The organism is Acidianus infernus, assembly GCF_009729545.1.
Lineage (GTDB): Archaea > Thermoproteota > Thermoprotei_A > Sulfolobales > Sulfolobaceae > Acidianus > Acidianus infernus.
In genome coordinates this window covers 543,445-557,060 of sequence record NZ_WFIY01000004.1, presented here as the reverse complement: position 1 = coordinate 557,060, position 13,616 = coordinate 543,445, and the positions used below count along the sequence as shown (strand labels likewise).

Genomic DNA, 13,616 nt, shown 5'->3' with positions numbered 1-13,616 from the left:
TTCTAAACTGGTGGCATTAAATTGATGAATTTGATAAAAATTCATCAATTTCATTTATTAGCTCTTGATAATCTTTTCTCAAGGAAATTCTACCATAAAATTCATTTAAGCCTACAAAGTTAGAGCAATCCCTAATTAAGAACCCCTTACTCCTAAGATATGAGTTAATGATTCTAACATTAATGGGAAATCTTACTAGAACATACGGTGCAAATGATTTATATACTGTAACTCTTCTTCCATTAATTCTAAAGGTTTCCAAGAGGGAGGTCACAATTTCTCTACTTTTTCTAAAGAAATCCTTAATTTCCTTAGGATTAGCGTTGGATAATACATAATAAGCAATAGAATTAATCCTCCAAGGAGGCGAATTCTTTTCAAGTTCTTTACTTCTCTTTCCTATAGTAAATCCAATCCTTAAGCCAGGAATTGACAATGATTTAGTAAAAGTTGAAATTATTAGAAGATTATCATAATCCTTTACAAATTTCTTAGCAGAATCTACAAGACTTATGTCTGCGAAAGATTCGTCAACCACTAAATCCTTTCCTTCTTCTAGGAATTCCTCAATTTCCTTAAGGTCTATTTTTGCACCAGTAGGATTATTAGGATTACTTATTATGACTTTATTGCCTTGTAGGTGATAAATAAAATAATTTTCTCTTTCTTCCGCAAAATAAATATAGCTCCTTTTATATTCAACATAATTAGGCTCTGGGACAACCCTAGGTTCTAGTAAATTTATAACCTCACTAGCACCGTTAAATACTCCTATATATTCCTCATCAATGTCATAAATCTCAGCAATATTTTCCCTCAGTTTCTCGTAGTTGTCAGGATAATAAAGATAAACCTTTTCCTTTATTGCTTCATTAATTAAATCTTCAATAAAATCAGGGTAAATAGGATTGAGATTAACGCTGAAATCCCTTAACTTTTCCGGTTTTCCGTTTATCCACTTAACTCCTCCGTGTTTCATTAACTCCTCTCCCTAAAAAACGTTTCAATAACATTTCTTTCTGCTCTTCTTAAAATTTCCGATAAATTTGAAACACTCATATTTAGTTTTTCCGCCAATTCCTTAATTCTGATCTTCTTAGGATAATCAAAATAACCAGCCTCAAAAGCTATCTTTAAAATCTGTTCTTGCCTAGCAGTTAATACATCCTCTGATTTTACCTTAATTACCTTAACAACCTTGACTTCTATATGGTGCTCAACAAAATCCCTCAACATTTTCTTTAATTCAGTATAATCTGAAAGAATTACTGTCCAATACATTCCGTCGTTAGTTGCAGTACCATTCATTATAATATAGTTAGACAATATGCGTTCTATCGGTTCATTAACTATTATAGTTCCTAGGTATTTGAATTTGGAAACTCTCGAAAGGTTCCACTTAAGCTTTTTTGCATCCTCCTCTTTTCCTTTAAATTCTATTAAAAGCCTTGCTCCATTAGCGGAAGGTTTTATATCTAATACCGATAATGAATTCCTAGAATAATCAATTCCCTTAGACCAGTCCTCGTGATTTACCTTAAAACTTACGTATAGCATCCCGAAAATCTTCGGGGTAAAATAAATAAGTTTTTCTGGAAAATGAATAAGTTAAAGTCAGAAAGTTTTAAATATTTCAGCTTACTAATTATATCTCGCTCCGGTAGTATAGCCCGGTCAAGTATGCAGGCCTCTCAAGCCTGTGGCCCGGGTTCAAATCCCGGCCGGAGCACTGATATAAATTGTATATAAATTATTATTTTAAATTATTTATTAAAAAGTTATTTTATTATTGATAATTGATCATCTTGGTAAATTTTACTTAGCTATTTATTCTCATTCTTCTTTGATGAGATTTTATGAGCTTCTTCCTTTACTTTATCTCCTGCTTTATTTGCACTATTTTCTACGAATTTTGCTGTATCTTTAATTTTATCTTTTACACTTTTTGTCATAGTTACATATATAGTATAGTTTTTCTAATAATTTTTCGATATGCGGTCTTAAATAACAAAATCTCAAGCAATGCCTACTCCAGAAGATAAAGATATGGTAATATTTGATAATGGAGATGGAAACGTTTACGTATTAAATGCAACCAATGGTCAGTTAATTTGGAATTATGGAAGTGCCAACATTGCAAGTTTAGGTAGGGAACAATTATGCATTAGTAATAACTGCATTTTCTCCAGGATATCCAGTTAATATGTTTGCTATAATTACATTATATGCAAATAATGGAACTCCTGCATACATAATTAAGGTGCCTTTTGCTTATGGATCTTCTGTAGGAGATGCAGTACCGGCAATTTATTGCTTCAATTTAGTTGATAGCTTTATGGGATATCCAATACATCACGGTGTTTATTTAAATCAAATATACGTTAGGCAAGTATTATTATTATTAATAGTAAACGTAACTAACGGTAAAATAATAAGAGAATATAACAGGATATGGTCATTCTGGAGATGACAATAACTGATTTAGTCCATTAGTGCATAATGGCATAATTTATGTTTCTTCGCACATTAATAGAACAGTAGCTGCTTTTAATCTATCCACTGGAAAATTAATATGAGTCTCACTAAAACTTTATCATGCGTCGCTAGCTGATCAGCCAGTATACTATGATGGTTATATAATAATCCAGACTTCAATCATATAGCCGTACTTAACGTTACTACCGCTCAATTAGTTAATAAGTAGGTGTAGATTTAGGTAAAGACCGGCCAGTAATTGTAGGAATAGATTCGTCAATATTTGGATACATTATTAGCAGTTCCACTATGTCTAGTTCTATAGGTAAGCTTCCTTTTTTAATTTTAGGCAATTTTTTAACCATGCATATTTACAATATAGTATGGGAGTATTTAAAAAGGAAAAAATATATCCTGGCCAACATAATTTACAAGCAATAATTCAAGAATTTACTCAATATCTACAAAACGATGGTTGGAAAGTTCAACAAAAGACAGAAGGTAATATAGCAATAATACAGGCTCAAAAAGGTGGTATACTTAGAGATATATTCGCAGCAGATAGAGCTTTACAATTTTCGTTTGAACAGACCCCAGAAGGATTAAAAGTAACTGTCGGAATAGGTAAATGGGTTCAGAACTTAGCAGTTACTGCAGTTGAGGCAATAATCTATTTGCCGTTATTGGCAATTGATATTCCAGAAATGGTTTGGACGGAACATGTTGAGTCAAAGCTAATGAAGGAATTGGATAGAATAGTTTCTTCTACATAATTTTATTATTTTTTGAAGTATAGTGTGTTCTTATGAAAGGTTCAATAGCAGGTTTAATAATAGTAGTAATTATTTTAGCTGTTGTATATTATTTGTATACCGAAGGATATTTTTATTCTGTGGATATTGATGGTGTATACGTTACTATAGACTCAAATTTTCTTGGAATAAAGAGCTCGTTACATGTATCGTACTCTAATACAACGATTTCTGCCCACGGAGACCAAGATATTACTCTAAAAATTTATTTATATAACAATAACCCATTACTTTCGGTGAAAGTTACTAACGTTAGTGTTTCTCATCCTTTTACCTTAATTTCTGCAGCTCCAGTACCTTCTGAAATATCTCCGCATAATAATGAAACCTTATGTATAGTGATTAAAACTCCTATGTGTAATTATGCAGGGGCCGTAGATATTATAATCTATGCTACTGAAGGATAAAAACAAAAAGTTATTTATTTAGGTATTTTTCTCTTAAGTATTTTATGAAGTACTCAGGATTGTATGCATCTCCAAATGATCTAGTTAAGAGAACTTTAGGAGGATAGATTGCTCCATATTTATGAATTTTTTCTCTTAAATACTCTTTGATTTCATTAAATTTCCTTTCCCTAACTTTTTCTAGAACATTATACTTTGCGTATATCATTCCTGCAATTATATTACCTAATGTGTAAGTAGGGAAATAACCAAAACTTCCTCCACTCCAGTGTACATCTTGTAATGCACCTTCAGCATCGTTTTTAGGTCTTATTCCTAAGTACTTTTCGCTTAAGTCGTTCCACAAGGACGGTATTTCGTCAACTTTTAGTTCTCCTGCGATTAGCCTTTTTTCTATTTCATATCTAATTGCTATATGTAGGTTATAAGTGACTTCGTCTGCATCAACTCTTATTAAACTTGGCCTTACTACGTTAAAGTATTTATAAATTTCTTCTTCATCGTATTTTAAGTCAAGGAATCTCTTTAATAATGGGTAAATGATTCCTACGAATTCTCTACTCCTACCTATTATATTTTCCCAGAATCTTGATTGAGATTCATGCACTCCCATTGAAACTCCTTGTCCTACTGGAGTTATTTCCAAGCTTGGATCTATCTGCAGCTCATATATTGCGTGGCCGCTTTCGTGTATTACTGAAAACATAGTAGCTCTGAAGTCTTTTCCTTCATACCTAGTTGTTATCCTAACGTCGTCTGCAGAAATTCTTTGTGTAAATGGATGGGGCGAAATATCAATTCTAAATTTACTTCTAGGCATTTCTAGAATATTTATTATCTCATCATTTACTTTTTTCATCACTTCTACATCATAAGTCATATCTTCTAGTGGGTGATGCGCAGGATAATACCCAGAGGACAAGATTTTATCTAATATGTTCTTTAATTCTGGTAATAACGAAGAAAATACTTTGTCAGCGTCATCAACTGTAAAACCTTCTTCATAAAGGTCTAATAGTGCATTATAAGGATGCTTCTCGTAACCTAAGCTTTCGGCAATCTTTCTTTTTAAATCTACAATTTTTTCTAAATATGGTTTAAATATTGAGAAATTTGATTCATTTTTTGCTTTTGACCAGGCTATGAAAGCTTCAGAAGTTAGCCTAGCTAATTCTTCGTCAACCTCCTTAGGTACTGCTCTATAATATTTTATTTCTCTCCTTAGCACACGTATAATTCCTCTTTCTTTATCGTCGAGTTTACTATCATCTATTTTATCCACTTTTTCCGCAAGTTTCATTATTTCGTTCCTTCTTAGTGTAATGAGCTGCGCTGTTGCTTCTCCTCTATATTTTGATCCTTCTTGCGGCATGTATGTTTCAAGATCCCAACTCATTAATGCCAGAGCGTGACCTAATGCCCAGGCTTTTTTGTATTCTTCTAAAATATCCTCAAGCATAAATTAAGTAGCAAAGCAAGGTATAAAAATGCTAGTTTTTCTTTCAGTGTATGGAAAATGCTATTGTAGTCGTTGTAGGAGCAGATAAGCCTGGAATAGTTGCAGGAATTTCGTCTAAACTTGCTGAAGAGAACGTGAATATAGTTGATATTTCACAGACCGTATTAAGAGGAATATTTGCAATGATAATGCTTGTAGATATATCAAAGAGTAAAGTTCCCTTGTCAGAACTTAGAAAAGAGTTACAGCAAAAGGGAAAAGAACTTAATGTTGAAGTTCTAGTTTATCACGAGGAAGTTTTTAAATACATGGAGAGGATATAAAATGAAATATTCTGCAGATGAAATAATTGAAGTTGTGAGAATGCTAAGTGAAGAGGACTTAGATATAAGGTCAGTTACGTTAAGTGTAAATACTTTACCATTCATTTCTGACGACATTAATAAAACTTTGGAAAAATTTAATTCCCTCAATTCTCTCTTAGAAAAATTTTCATATTCTGTAGATAAAGTGAGTGAAAAATATGGAGTAAAAATAGTTACAAAAAGAGTTGCAGTTTCTCCAGTACAGTACTTTCTAGAGGTACTTGGAGAAAGCAACGGGATAAAAATAGGCGAAAAACTTGAAGAACTTGCAGAGAAAAACGGAATAGATTATATAAGCGGTTACTCGGCATTTGCGGATAGAGGATTTACTAAAGGCTCTTTATCTATCATAAACACTCTGGCAGAAGTTATGAACTCTACAAGAAGGCTAACTGGAATGATAAATGCCGCATCAACTTTCTCAGGATTAAATTCCGACGCTGTAAAGAAGTTCGTTGATCAAATTTTTAATATGAAGCCTGAGGCATCCTCTAGGGTCTCAATACTATCTAATGCTCCTCCTGATAGCCCTTTTGTCCCATCTGCACATCATGGCATTGGAATGCCAGATATGATGATAAACGTTGCTGTAAGCGGACCAGGAGTAATTGAAAACGCAATAAAGAGAAGTTCCCCTTCCTCACTTGAGGAGTTACATGATATAATAAAGAGGTCCGCGTTTAAAATAAGTAGGCTTGGTGAATTAATAGGTAAGGCAGTCTCTAAGGAGATGGGAGTACCTTTTGGTTCTGTAGATCTTTCTCTAGCCCCATCTCCCAAGGTTGGTGACAGCGTTGCAGGAATAATTGAGGCAATGGGTATAGAGAGAATGGGTGGGCACGGAAGTTTGTCGGCATTAGCGATTCTAATGGATGCAATAAAAAAAGGCGGTTCAATGGCGACTTCCCATGTAGGAGGATTAAGCTCGGCGTTTATTCCGGTTAGTGAAGATTCTATTATGGCTGAAAGAGCATTAGAAGGTTATGTTGACTTCTTTACATTGCTTGCTTTATCTTCTGTTTGCAACAGCGGTATTGATATGGTAGGAGTCAGTAAAAAGCAAGGAAAGGATAAAGTTATTGGATTGATTATGGATGTGCTTTCTTTAGGTATAACCCTAAATAAGATTCTTGGAGTTAGAGTAATTCCAGTAGATAGCGAACCTGGAACTGTTATTGATTTAGGAGGACTTTTAGGAAAAGTTGTAGTAATGAGGCTAAAGGACGTTAATGTTGAGAGATTTACTTCACTTAATGGATTTATACCGAATACGATAAAAAGGTTAGAAGCTGGTTAGAAATATTTAATTATCATAAATACAAAGGTATTAACGATGAGGAGTATAAAAATTTTAATACCAGTATCGCTAGTTACCTGGTGGCTTCCTTTAGTTGGCGGGGCAATAATAGGTTTTATTTCAGGTACAATTGAAAGGAAAATAGCTTCAGCTATAATTAGTGTAGGAATAACTTCAGCTATAGCCTCAGCGTTTTACATTTTACTTGGTTTTAAAGTACTTTATGTTCCGCTTTTAGGTAATTTATTGCCAGTAGTATTGGTAATTTCATCAGCAGTTAATTCTGCCTTAGCAGTTCTTGTAGCATATTTTATATCAACTAAAATGATAAGATCCACTTTTGAAGGCAATAATGCCAAGATAGAATTCTATGCAAGAGATCAGGACGAAATAAACGAGAAATTAAATGAAATTGCTACTCAATGTAGTGAGCCTACTTATTCTTTTCATAGCGAGAATGAGGTAGAAGTTACTAGACGTTGCGAAGGATTTACAATGAGGTATATTATAAAGAAAGAAGGTAAATTATTCAAAGTTACGCTCTTCATTAATGGCGATCAATAAAGTTTACCTATAATAAATGTTTTCTAAGTATTTTCTGTATTCTTCTGCGGTCTTATTCCAATCATATTTTAACGATTCTTCATAACTTTTTCTAGACAGCTCCTTCATAATGTTTTCATCCTCTGTTATATAATCAATGTATTTTGCCATCATGTTAACGTCTTTGTAAGGTACAATAAAACCGTTAATTCCTTGCTTTATTATCTCCGGTAAAGAGCCACTGGAGTAAGCAATTGCAGGAGTTCCGCAAGCATTTCCTTCAACTATGGTCATTCCCCAGCCTTCTATGAAAGAGGTAGACAATATTACCCAAGATTTCCTATATAACTCGATCTTTGTCTTCTCATCAATTTTTCCTAAGTATTGTATTCCTTCTTTTTTTGCTATTTTACTAAATTCATTTGAGAGCTCTCCTCCTCCTGCAACTATGAATTTTACATTCTTCTTATTTTTTATTCTTCTCTTTATCTCTATTACGTCAAAAGGATTCTTGTATTTCATCATCCTTCCTATCCAAAAAACTATAGGAATTTCACTCTTTATTCCAGGGTTAAACTTGTTATGGTCAACTCCATTGTAAATTACAGTTATTTTATTTTCGTCAACTCCCAGTTTTTTTATTAAATCCTGCTTTGTAGTGTTAGATACTGAGATAATATATTTATAGTTCCTTATTCTTCTTTCTGCAAGTCTTACTGCTTCTGCTAAAATAGGATTTAGTTCAAATTTTACTACATCTTGGTGAACGTGGTGAACTAGTGCTACGGCCTTATCATTAACTAGATAAGAGAAGAAAGGTACAGCATGTGCTATACTGTCTATCACTATTTCGTGTCTTTTAGCTTCAATCAGAGAGTAAAAATGTAAAGTGAACTTATTTCCTTTTCTAATTATTTTTATTCCATCTATATACTCAGAATCCGGTCTTCCTTTTACTTTTTCTGATAGCCAAGTAACTTCTTTCAACCTCTTCCCAATCTCATAAATTACGTTTTCTGCACCACCAGCATTAGGGTGAAACGGATCTCTATGATTTATAAAAATAATGTCCACAGAACTGTTTTATTCCTGAAAATTTTATCCTCTTTGTATGATATCTTTAATACTTTCTGAGGAAAACCCTACCTTGCCTAACGATATTAAACTGGTATTTAACGACGTTAAAGTATTTTACATGAAATATTATCCAGGTCACGGAATTAGAAAAGACGAACAAGAAAGAATGTATAAGGAATTATCTATAATAAAGAATGAAGTCGAGAAAGGCGATGTGATAGTTTATGCAAGGTCTTACGGAGTATTTTACAGAGATGGGATGAATAGGTTAAAGAAGTTCTTTTCAAAGCCAGTAGTTATCTCAACTGAAGCTATAATAGATAGGTTAAGAGAATTGGGAGCAAAGAAAGTTTATGTAGTAACTCCCTATAATCAGAGAAGGCATGATTATGAAATAAAATGGATTCAAGGCTTTGGATTTCAAGTAGTTGGCTCAATAGCCTTAGGTAGAACTGGAGGACATGCAATAGCTTCAACTCCTCACGAACTAGTTATAAATGCAGTTAAAGTTGCCCAAGAATCTTATGCAGACGCTATTTATGTTGCTTGTACGATTCTTTCAACTCTTCCCATTCTTGATAAGCTTTCCGGTAAGCTTCCCGTTGTTACCGCTGCCTCTGCTATTGTCGACAAGGTTAAAGAGATTATTAACCTCAGAAATAATGTTTAAGAAATCCCTAGCCCATAGAGTGAACACTTTATCCTTATCTAAGTCGGTAAACCCGTAAGGATGAATTACCCTAGAAATATTAGCATAAATTCTCATTAAATTTGTTGTACTCTTCCCTGTTATGTATTCTGCCAAGCCTATTAGTGCGCTAGCCTTTGGCATGGCTAAAGTAAAATAATCGGCCTGCCTATGACAGAATTTACATTTTGCAGATATCCTCACTCTTAATTTATCCTCTAACTCATCTATGCTCATTGAGTATTTTTGGAACTTCAAATGTTTTCTACAAACAGGAGCACCCATGAGGTAAACTGAGTATTTATTTAGTTTTAGCGTTCTTCCTGTGGCTTTCTTTATCCTTCCAATTCCTTCACTTGCAGCCCTTATAATGTAACCTTCGTCAACTAATACGTGCCATTGTCTTTCCTTTAGAAGTTCTAAGTATTTCTCCTCTGTTGCGGATACAAATATTGATAATGAAGCTCTTTCAATTATAAATCTGTTGCTCTCTTCCGCAGATCTTAAATAGCCGGCTAATGCATTTTTATATCCACTGTGCATTGCTGAAATGATATCTTCCGCAAATAGCACTCCTTTCAATAATTTTTCCTCTTCCTCAATCTTTTTCCTTACGTAATTCTTAAATCCTGGGTAAGCCTTAGGAGCATTATTTATTAGTTGTAATGTTCCTTCTTTTCTCTCTAAGAATTTCATAATTTTCTCGCACTTTTCTGTTCTGCATTCCACTAGGAAATCTATATCGTTGGATTATCAAATTTTTCGCATTTCTGTAATGTCAGAAAATTTTACGTTACCTTAAACGTCAAGGTAGATAGGGATAAGAAGGTTTTAGGGAAAGAGTTAAGATAATCTTGTGAGAAATTTCCCTAATATCGCCAAAAAGTTTTTAAGGAATGACGCAAAGTAATCTCACATGACTACTGTAAAGTTCAAGTATAAGGGAGAGGAGAAGGAAGTAGATATTTCGAAGATAAAGAAGGTTTGGAGAGTTGGCAAAATGATATCGTTTACCTACGACGACAACGGTAAGACTGGTAGGGGAGCAGTTAGCGAAAAAGACGCACCAAAAGAACTACTAGAGAAATTAGAGAAGAAATAAAGCAATAAGCCATAAAAAACTAATAGAAAATAAATTATTTTTATTATTTTTGTATTTATTTTTGTTGAGAATAACTCTTACCTATAATTTTAGCTATTGTGAATAATACGCCTATTCCTTTTTGTACGTCATCGTCCGTCATTTGTTTCACTATCCCTCCTAAAGTAACCTTAGGAGGATTGGCAAGCAATTTAGTTGCTTCATCGCTGCTTAATGCTTTTATTATTTTTAATATTGACGGATTTAATGCATAATTTAAGAACTCTTGGGCTCTAGGCAAGAAATCTAAAAGTAAAGATAATGTAGTGCCTATATTTGTTATTGCATCATCAGTTAGTGCATCTCTTAAGCTCTTTAGTGCATAGGCAAAATTAACCAATACGTCGAATGCTCCACTTTCCTTTAGTTCTTTTAGCTTTGTTATTGTATAGCTAATAGTGTTTGCTTGGTTAATTATTTGATTAACATCATTGGTGTGCTCGCTAGTGGTGGATAAGAGTGCCATGAATGTAGATAGCATATTACCTAAATTCTGAATAGAATCGTCATTTAATGCGTCTTTTAGCGATTTTATTGCATAAGAAAAGTTTATTATTGCATCTAAAGCTCCGCTCTCCTTTAATTCCTTAATTTTTTCCAAGAAATCGTTAATTGTGGGTAAATAATCTAAAAACTTAGAAAGTTCCTCAGCCTTCTTCTCATCTATTTTAGAAGTTATTTTTTCCACTGCAGCCGTCTTCATCACCTCATACTATAGCTTTTGCAGTTACTGTCCAGTATAATTTATTGTAAAGTAACTTCCCCCACCAATGGACATATGATGGAGGAGGAGGCACTGGAGGATAGTTATAATTAAACCTTATGTACGTTCCTGAGTCTAATCCAGTAGCAATGTAGCAAAATACCGAACCGTCAAACAGTTTTGTAGAATTATTTCCTCTTATGTCATTAACTATATTTCCTGCAACTACGTAAGACTCAAAATCTGCAGTTGATCCTGCCTTTGAAATTGGCAAATCAGTTGTGTCACCTATTACGTAAACGTCTGAATGATCCTTCATTCTAAGAGTGAATTTATCAGTAGGAACCCAGTTTCTTCTATCACCAATACCAGAATCTTCTATCACTTTAGCACCTTTATGAGGTGGAACTCCTAATGCTAGGTCAAATTTTATTTTTTCACCTTCTTGGGATTCTATTGTTTTCTCTTCTGGGTTAACTCTGGTTACGTTGAATGGAGATATTACTTTTATTCCTCTTTGCTCAAATATTTTTATCATCACGTCATTTGTAGTTTTTATTCCGAAAACTCCCGGGACTGGGTAAGTATATATTATTTCAGTCTTTTCTCTTAATCCTCTTCTCCTTAAGTAGTCGTCAAGCATTAAAGTCAATTCCATAGGTGCAACTGGGCATTTGTGAGGCAATTTTGCCACGTTAATTACTACAGTTCCTCCCGTGAAGGATTGTAAAACTTCCCTCAATTTTTGTGCACTTTCTAAATCCCACGGTGAGTAAACCGCCCTATAGCCTGGTACTTCATCCCACTGCAAATGTGACCCAGTGGCTATTACTAGTTCATCATAATTGTATGCAGTTCCGTCTGCAGTTATTACGGAATGGTTTTGAACGTCTATTTTACTAATTTCCTTTATTATTAATCTTATCTTTGGATCAAGTAATTCTTTTTCGTCTCTAATTATTTCCCCCGTATCTGTAACTCCGAAAGGAATTAGAAGTTGGCCGGGTTGATAAATATGTCTATCCGAGGCATTTATTACTATAATTTCTACTTCTCCTTTCTCAAGCTCTGGCGATAATTGTCTTGCTAACCTATTTGCGACAATGGTTCCGGCTATTCCTCCGCCTGCAATTATTATTCTCTTCATTTTCCAACCACCACTACGAAATTATTTCCTTCTTTTCTCTCTTCAAATATTTTCAATCCTACACTTTTTGCCCAGCTTATAACCATGTTTTTTGTATCCTCGTCTTTGAGTAAAGCCTCTACTGCCTCGCCTTGCTTTATTTCGTCCATTAATCCCATCAATTCTCCTATTGGTCCTGCACAAGATGTTCCGGTTAGGTCTACCTTTTTATAAATCTTAACCATTGACATCTCAAATTAAATAGTATTATTCCGCATTTTAAATATTTTGCTTATTATACGAACTTCTTAGAATATTAAATAGATATTCGTATAAGTTTAGTTTTATAAAAATTGATATTAACGATAAAAATGAGAAAGAAAATTGTAATATATAGTGTTTTGGTTTTTAATCCTCGTCCATTAACGTTAAATTATGGATTTAGGATTTCCTCTAAATTCTTCAGAATTGGTAAGAAAATGCATAGCAATACTTGGCATAAGAGGTTCAGGAAAATCTAATACTGCAAAAATTTTGGGTAAAGAGCTCATTAAAGAGGGATTTCCAATAGTTGTTATTGATCCAGATGGCGAATATGATTTCCAAGACGCATTAAGGATAGAGGATTTTAACCTAGATCCAGAGTTTGTAGTAAAAGATGTGCTAGAAAGGAAGAGGTCAGTAATAATTGATATGAATGAATGGAGTGATGAGGCTTTTAATTTTCTTTTTAAGTTCCTTGACTCGTTCTGGAATTTATCAAAGGTTTATAGGACTAACGTTTTTCTAGTTCTAGAAGAGGCTCACGAATTCATACCTCAAGGTGAAAGGACTAAAATAAGTGAAGAAATTACTAGGTTTGCGTTAAGGGGGAGAAAGAGAGGAATTGGAATGATAATGATTAGCCAAAGGTCTGCTAGGGTAAATAAAGACGTTTTAACTCAGAGCGAAGTTTATTTCCTTCATAAGGTAGTTCACCCTGTTGACCTCAAAGTGTATAGAGAGATTTTACCTTTAAAAACAAAAGAAGTTGCAGACGTAGTTAAATCTTTAGATGTAGGGGAGGCTTTATTTTACATGAACGGTAGGGTCGAAAAGGTAAGAATAAAGAAGTATGAAGAGGACTTAGCAGATACTCAATTAGCTGAGAACTTAGCATAACACTTTTGCTAATTCTTTGCTAATTTTCCTTATCTGTTTAAATCCTTTATAATTATGATTCCTTAAACCTTTCATAGTTCTTGGAATGTGCATAAGCTCGTGGGTTATTACAAAAACCTTATCACTACACTCTAATTTATCGTATTTCTCTGAAACTACTTCAATAATGTATAAAACATTATCTCCAAGAACATATCTCCACTGAGGGGGCAAAGTTAATGTTCTAGCTATTGCCGTAGTCTTAGAATTCTTGCTTCGCAAGAAAACTATCTTATTTAGATCAATTCCCATATTAGTCTCTTCATTAATTCTTAAAGCTAATTCTTTTACGTCTTCTGCTTTCTCTAGTTCAAGCACTTGAA

The 13,616-nt window shown here is 33.7% G+C and carries 21 protein-coding genes and 1 tRNA gene; 11 read left to right on the top strand and 11 right to left on the bottom strand.

Annotated elements, in window-relative coordinates:
* Window positions 1–16: 16 nt before the first annotated feature.
* The gene (locus D1867_RS03310; protein WP_155862800.1) at window positions 17–979 is read right to left on the bottom strand and encodes an aminotransferase class I/II-fold pyridoxal phosphate-dependent enzyme; all 963 of its coding nucleotides are present in this window, start codon (window positions 977–979) and stop codon (window positions 17–19) included.
* Window positions 979–1,557, bottom strand: a complete 579-nt coding sequence (locus D1867_RS03305; protein WP_155862799.1) for a helix-turn-helix domain-containing protein — start codon at window positions 1,555–1,557, stop codon at window positions 979–981. The genes D1867_RS03310 and D1867_RS03305 overlap by 1 nt, the downstream gene beginning before the upstream one ends.
* A gap of 97 nt (window positions 1,558–1,654) precedes the next feature.
* Between D1867_RS03305 and D1867_RS03300 the strand changes: the two genes are divergently transcribed.
* Window positions 1,655–1,729, top strand: a tRNA-Glu gene (locus tag D1867_RS03300).
* A 94-nt stretch (window positions 1,730–1,823) separates the two neighbouring features.
* Here the strand turns inward: D1867_RS03300 and D1867_RS12595 are convergent.
* Window positions 1,824–1,952 carry a hypothetical protein gene (locus D1867_RS12595; protein WP_276608427.1) on the bottom strand — a complete coding sequence of 43 codons (129 nt, stop codon included), beginning with the start codon at window positions 1,950–1,952 and terminating at the stop codon, window positions 1,824–1,826.
* 70 nt (window positions 1,953–2,022) lie between these two features.
* On the opposite strand from D1867_RS12595, the gene D1867_RS03295 reads away from it, so the two are divergent.
* A complete protein-coding gene (locus tag D1867_RS03295; RefSeq protein ID WP_155862798.1) occupies window positions 2,023–2,202 on the top strand; it encodes a PQQ-binding-like beta-propeller repeat protein in 180 nt (59 codons plus the stop codon).
* Window position 2,203: 1 nt separating this feature from the next.
* Entirely contained in the window at window positions 2,204–2,470 is a 267-nt protein-coding gene (locus tag D1867_RS03290) for a hypothetical protein (protein ID WP_155862797.1), read from the top strand.
* A gap of 223 nt (window positions 2,471–2,693) precedes the next feature.
* Here D1867_RS03290 and D1867_RS03285 read toward each other — a convergent pair whose 3' ends face one another.
* Window positions 2,694–2,840 carry a hypothetical protein gene (locus tag D1867_RS03285; protein ID WP_155862796.1) on the bottom strand — a complete coding sequence of 49 codons (147 nt, stop codon included), beginning with the start codon at window positions 2,838–2,840 and terminating at the stop codon, window positions 2,694–2,696.
* Window positions 2,841–2,858: 18 nt separating this feature from the next.
* Here D1867_RS03285 and D1867_RS03280 point away from each other — a divergent pair, with 18 nt between their 5' ends.
* The gene (locus D1867_RS03280; RefSeq protein ID WP_155862795.1) at window positions 2,859–3,248 is read left to right on the top strand and encodes a hypothetical protein; all 390 of its coding nucleotides are present in this window, start codon (window positions 2,859–2,861) and stop codon (window positions 3,246–3,248) included.
* Between the two features lie 32 nt (window positions 3,249–3,280).
* Entirely contained in the window at window positions 3,281–3,694 is a 414-nt protein-coding gene (locus D1867_RS03275) for a hypothetical protein (protein ID WP_155862794.1), read from the top strand.
* 10 nt (window positions 3,695–3,704) lie between these two features.
* On the opposite strand, the gene D1867_RS03270 is transcribed toward D1867_RS03275, so the two are convergent.
* Entirely contained in the window at window positions 3,705–5,153 is a 1,449-nt protein-coding gene (locus D1867_RS03270; RefSeq protein ID WP_155862793.1) for a carboxypeptidase M32, read from the bottom strand.
* Window positions 5,154–5,203: 50 nt separating this feature from the next.
* Here D1867_RS03270 and D1867_RS03265 point away from each other — a divergent pair, with 50 nt between their 5' ends.
* Genes D1867_RS03265 through D1867_RS03255 form a run of 3 tightly spaced genes read left to right on the top strand, consistent with a single transcriptional unit; the run spans window position 5,204 to window position 7,379 of the window.
* A complete protein-coding gene (locus tag D1867_RS03265; protein ID WP_013775794.1) occupies window positions 5,204–5,476 on the top strand; it encodes an ACT domain-containing protein in 273 nt (90 codons plus the stop codon).
* A 1-nt stretch (window position 5,477) separates the two neighbouring features.
* Window positions 5,478–6,815: a DUF711 family protein gene (locus D1867_RS03260; protein ID WP_155862792.1), complete on the top strand. Its 1,338-nt coding sequence runs from the start codon at window positions 5,478–5,480 to the stop codon at window positions 6,813–6,815.
* 36 nt (window positions 6,816–6,851) lie between these two features.
* Window positions 6,852–7,379: a hypothetical protein gene (locus D1867_RS03255; RefSeq protein WP_155862791.1), complete on the top strand. Its 528-nt coding sequence runs from the start codon at window positions 6,852–6,854 to the stop codon at window positions 7,377–7,379.
* 3 nt (window positions 7,380–7,382) lie between these two features.
* On the opposite strand, the gene D1867_RS03250 is transcribed toward D1867_RS03255, so the two are convergent.
* Window positions 7,383–8,432 carry a glycosyltransferase family 4 protein gene (locus D1867_RS03250; protein WP_338077944.1) on the bottom strand — a complete coding sequence of 350 codons (1,050 nt, stop codon included), beginning with the start codon at window positions 8,430–8,432 and terminating at the stop codon, window positions 7,383–7,385.
* A 37-nt stretch (window positions 8,433–8,469) separates the two neighbouring features.
* On the opposite strand from D1867_RS03250, the gene D1867_RS03245 reads away from it, so the two are divergent.
* Entirely contained in the window at window positions 8,470–9,105 is a 636-nt protein-coding gene (locus D1867_RS03245; RefSeq protein WP_155862790.1) for an aspartate racemase/maleate isomerase family protein, read from the top strand.
* Here D1867_RS03245 and D1867_RS03240 read toward each other — a convergent pair.
* Window positions 8,995–9,852 (bottom strand): hypothetical protein, encoded by an 858-nt coding sequence (locus tag D1867_RS03240; protein WP_338077943.1) that lies wholly within the window; start codon window positions 9,850–9,852, stop codon window positions 8,995–8,997. The two genes, D1867_RS03245 and D1867_RS03240, sit on opposite strands and share 111 nt — an antisense overlap.
* 187 nt (window positions 9,853–10,039) lie before the next feature.
* Here D1867_RS03240 and sul7d point away from each other — a divergent pair, with 187 nt between their 5' ends.
* Window positions 10,040–10,225 (top strand): Sul7d family chromatin protein, encoded by a 186-nt coding sequence (sul7d, locus tag D1867_RS03235; RefSeq protein ID WP_013775800.1) that lies wholly within the window; start codon window positions 10,040–10,042, stop codon window positions 10,223–10,225.
* A 55-nt stretch (window positions 10,226–10,280) separates the two neighbouring features.
* Here the strand turns inward: sul7d and D1867_RS03230 are convergent, their stop codons facing one another.
* The 3 genes from D1867_RS03230 to D1867_RS03220 are packed head-to-tail and all read right to left on the bottom strand — an operon-like array spanning window position 10,281 to window position 12,344.
* Window positions 10,281–10,967 carry a helical membrane plugin domain-containing protein gene (locus D1867_RS03230; protein ID WP_155862789.1) on the bottom strand — a complete coding sequence of 229 codons (687 nt, stop codon included), beginning with the start codon at window positions 10,965–10,967 and terminating at the stop codon, window positions 10,281–10,283.
* A gap of 4 nt (window positions 10,968–10,971) precedes the next feature.
* Window positions 10,972–12,114: an NAD(P)/FAD-dependent oxidoreductase gene (locus tag D1867_RS03225; RefSeq protein ID WP_155862788.1), complete on the bottom strand. Its 1,143-nt coding sequence runs from the start codon at window positions 12,112–12,114 to the stop codon at window positions 10,972–10,974.
* Window positions 12,111–12,344 carry a sulfurtransferase TusA family protein gene (locus D1867_RS03220; protein WP_155862787.1) on the bottom strand — a complete coding sequence of 78 codons (234 nt, stop codon included), beginning with the start codon at window positions 12,342–12,344 and terminating at the stop codon, window positions 12,111–12,113. Before D1867_RS03220 ends, D1867_RS03225 begins: the two co-directional genes overlap by 4 nt.
* A 184-nt stretch (window positions 12,345–12,528) precedes the next feature.
* Here D1867_RS03220 and D1867_RS03215 point away from each other — a divergent pair, with 184 nt between their 5' ends.
* On the top strand, window positions 12,529–13,254 hold the full coding sequence (locus tag D1867_RS03215; protein WP_155862786.1) for an ATP-binding protein: 726 nt from the start codon (window positions 12,529–12,531) through the stop codon (window positions 13,252–13,254).
* On the opposite strand, the gene D1867_RS03210 is transcribed toward D1867_RS03215, so the two are convergent.
* Complete coding sequence (locus D1867_RS03210; protein ID WP_338077942.1) at window positions 13,246–13,611, bottom strand: putative metallopeptidase; 366 nt, start codon at window positions 13,609–13,611, stop codon at window positions 13,246–13,248. The two genes, D1867_RS03215 and D1867_RS03210, sit on opposite strands and share 9 nt — an antisense overlap.
* Between the last annotated feature and the right edge of the window lie 5 nt (window positions 13,612–13,616).

Coding starts and splice junctions, on each gene's coding strand:
- D1867_RS03260 (WP_155862792.1), top strand. CDS start 5,478: ATGAAATATTCTGCAGATGAAATAATTGAAGTTGTGAGAATGCTAAGT.
- D1867_RS03280 (WP_155862795.1), top strand. CDS start 2,859: ATGGGAGTATTTAAAAAGGAAAAAATATATCCTGGCCAACATAATTTA.
- D1867_RS03245 (WP_155862790.1), top strand. CDS start 8,470: ATGATATCTTTAATACTTTCTGAGGAAAACCCTACCTTGCCTAACGAT.
- D1867_RS03275 (WP_155862794.1), top strand. CDS start 3,281: ATGAAAGGTTCAATAGCAGGTTTAATAATAGTAGTAATTATTTTAGCT.
- D1867_RS03305 (WP_155862799.1), bottom strand. CDS start 1,557: ATGCTATACGTAAGTTTTAAGGTAAATCACGAGGACTGGTCTAAGGGA.
- D1867_RS03230 (WP_155862789.1), bottom strand. CDS start 10,967: ATGAAGACGGCTGCAGTGGAAAAAATAACTTCTAAAATAGATGAGAAG.
- D1867_RS12595 (WP_276608427.1), bottom strand. CDS start 1,952: ATGACAAAAAGTGTAAAAGATAAAATTAAAGATACAGCAAAATTCGTA.
- D1867_RS03255 (WP_155862791.1), top strand. CDS start 6,852: ATGAGGAGTATAAAAATTTTAATACCAGTATCGCTAGTTACCTGGTGG.
- D1867_RS03225 (WP_155862788.1), bottom strand. CDS start 12,114: ATGAAGAGAATAATAATTGCAGGCGGAGGAATAGCCGGAACCATTGTC.
- D1867_RS03215 (WP_155862786.1), top strand. CDS start 12,529: ATGGATTTAGGATTTCCTCTAAATTCTTCAGAATTGGTAAGAAAATGC.
- D1867_RS03265 (WP_013775794.1), top strand. CDS start 5,204: ATGGAAAATGCTATTGTAGTCGTTGTAGGAGCAGATAAGCCTGGAATA.
- D1867_RS03270 (WP_155862793.1), bottom strand. CDS start 5,153: ATGCTTGAGGATATTTTAGAAGAATACAAAAAAGCCTGGGCATTAGGT.
- D1867_RS03285 (WP_155862796.1), bottom strand. CDS start 2,840: ATGGTTAAAAAATTGCCTAAAATTAAAAAAGGAAGCTTACCTATAGAA.
- D1867_RS03290 (WP_155862797.1), top strand. CDS start 2,204: ATGTTTGCTATAATTACATTATATGCAAATAATGGAACTCCTGCATAC.
- D1867_RS03310 (WP_155862800.1), bottom strand. CDS start 979: ATGAAACACGGAGGAGTTAAGTGGATAAACGGAAAACCGGAAAAGTTA.
- D1867_RS03220 (WP_155862787.1), bottom strand. CDS start 12,344: ATGTCAATGGTTAAGATTTATAAAAAGGTAGACCTAACCGGAACATCT.
- sul7d (WP_013775800.1), top strand. CDS start 10,040: ATGACTACTGTAAAGTTCAAGTATAAGGGAGAGGAGAAGGAAGTAGAT.
- D1867_RS03295 (WP_155862798.1), top strand. CDS start 2,023: ATGCCTACTCCAGAAGATAAAGATATGGTAATATTTGATAATGGAGAT.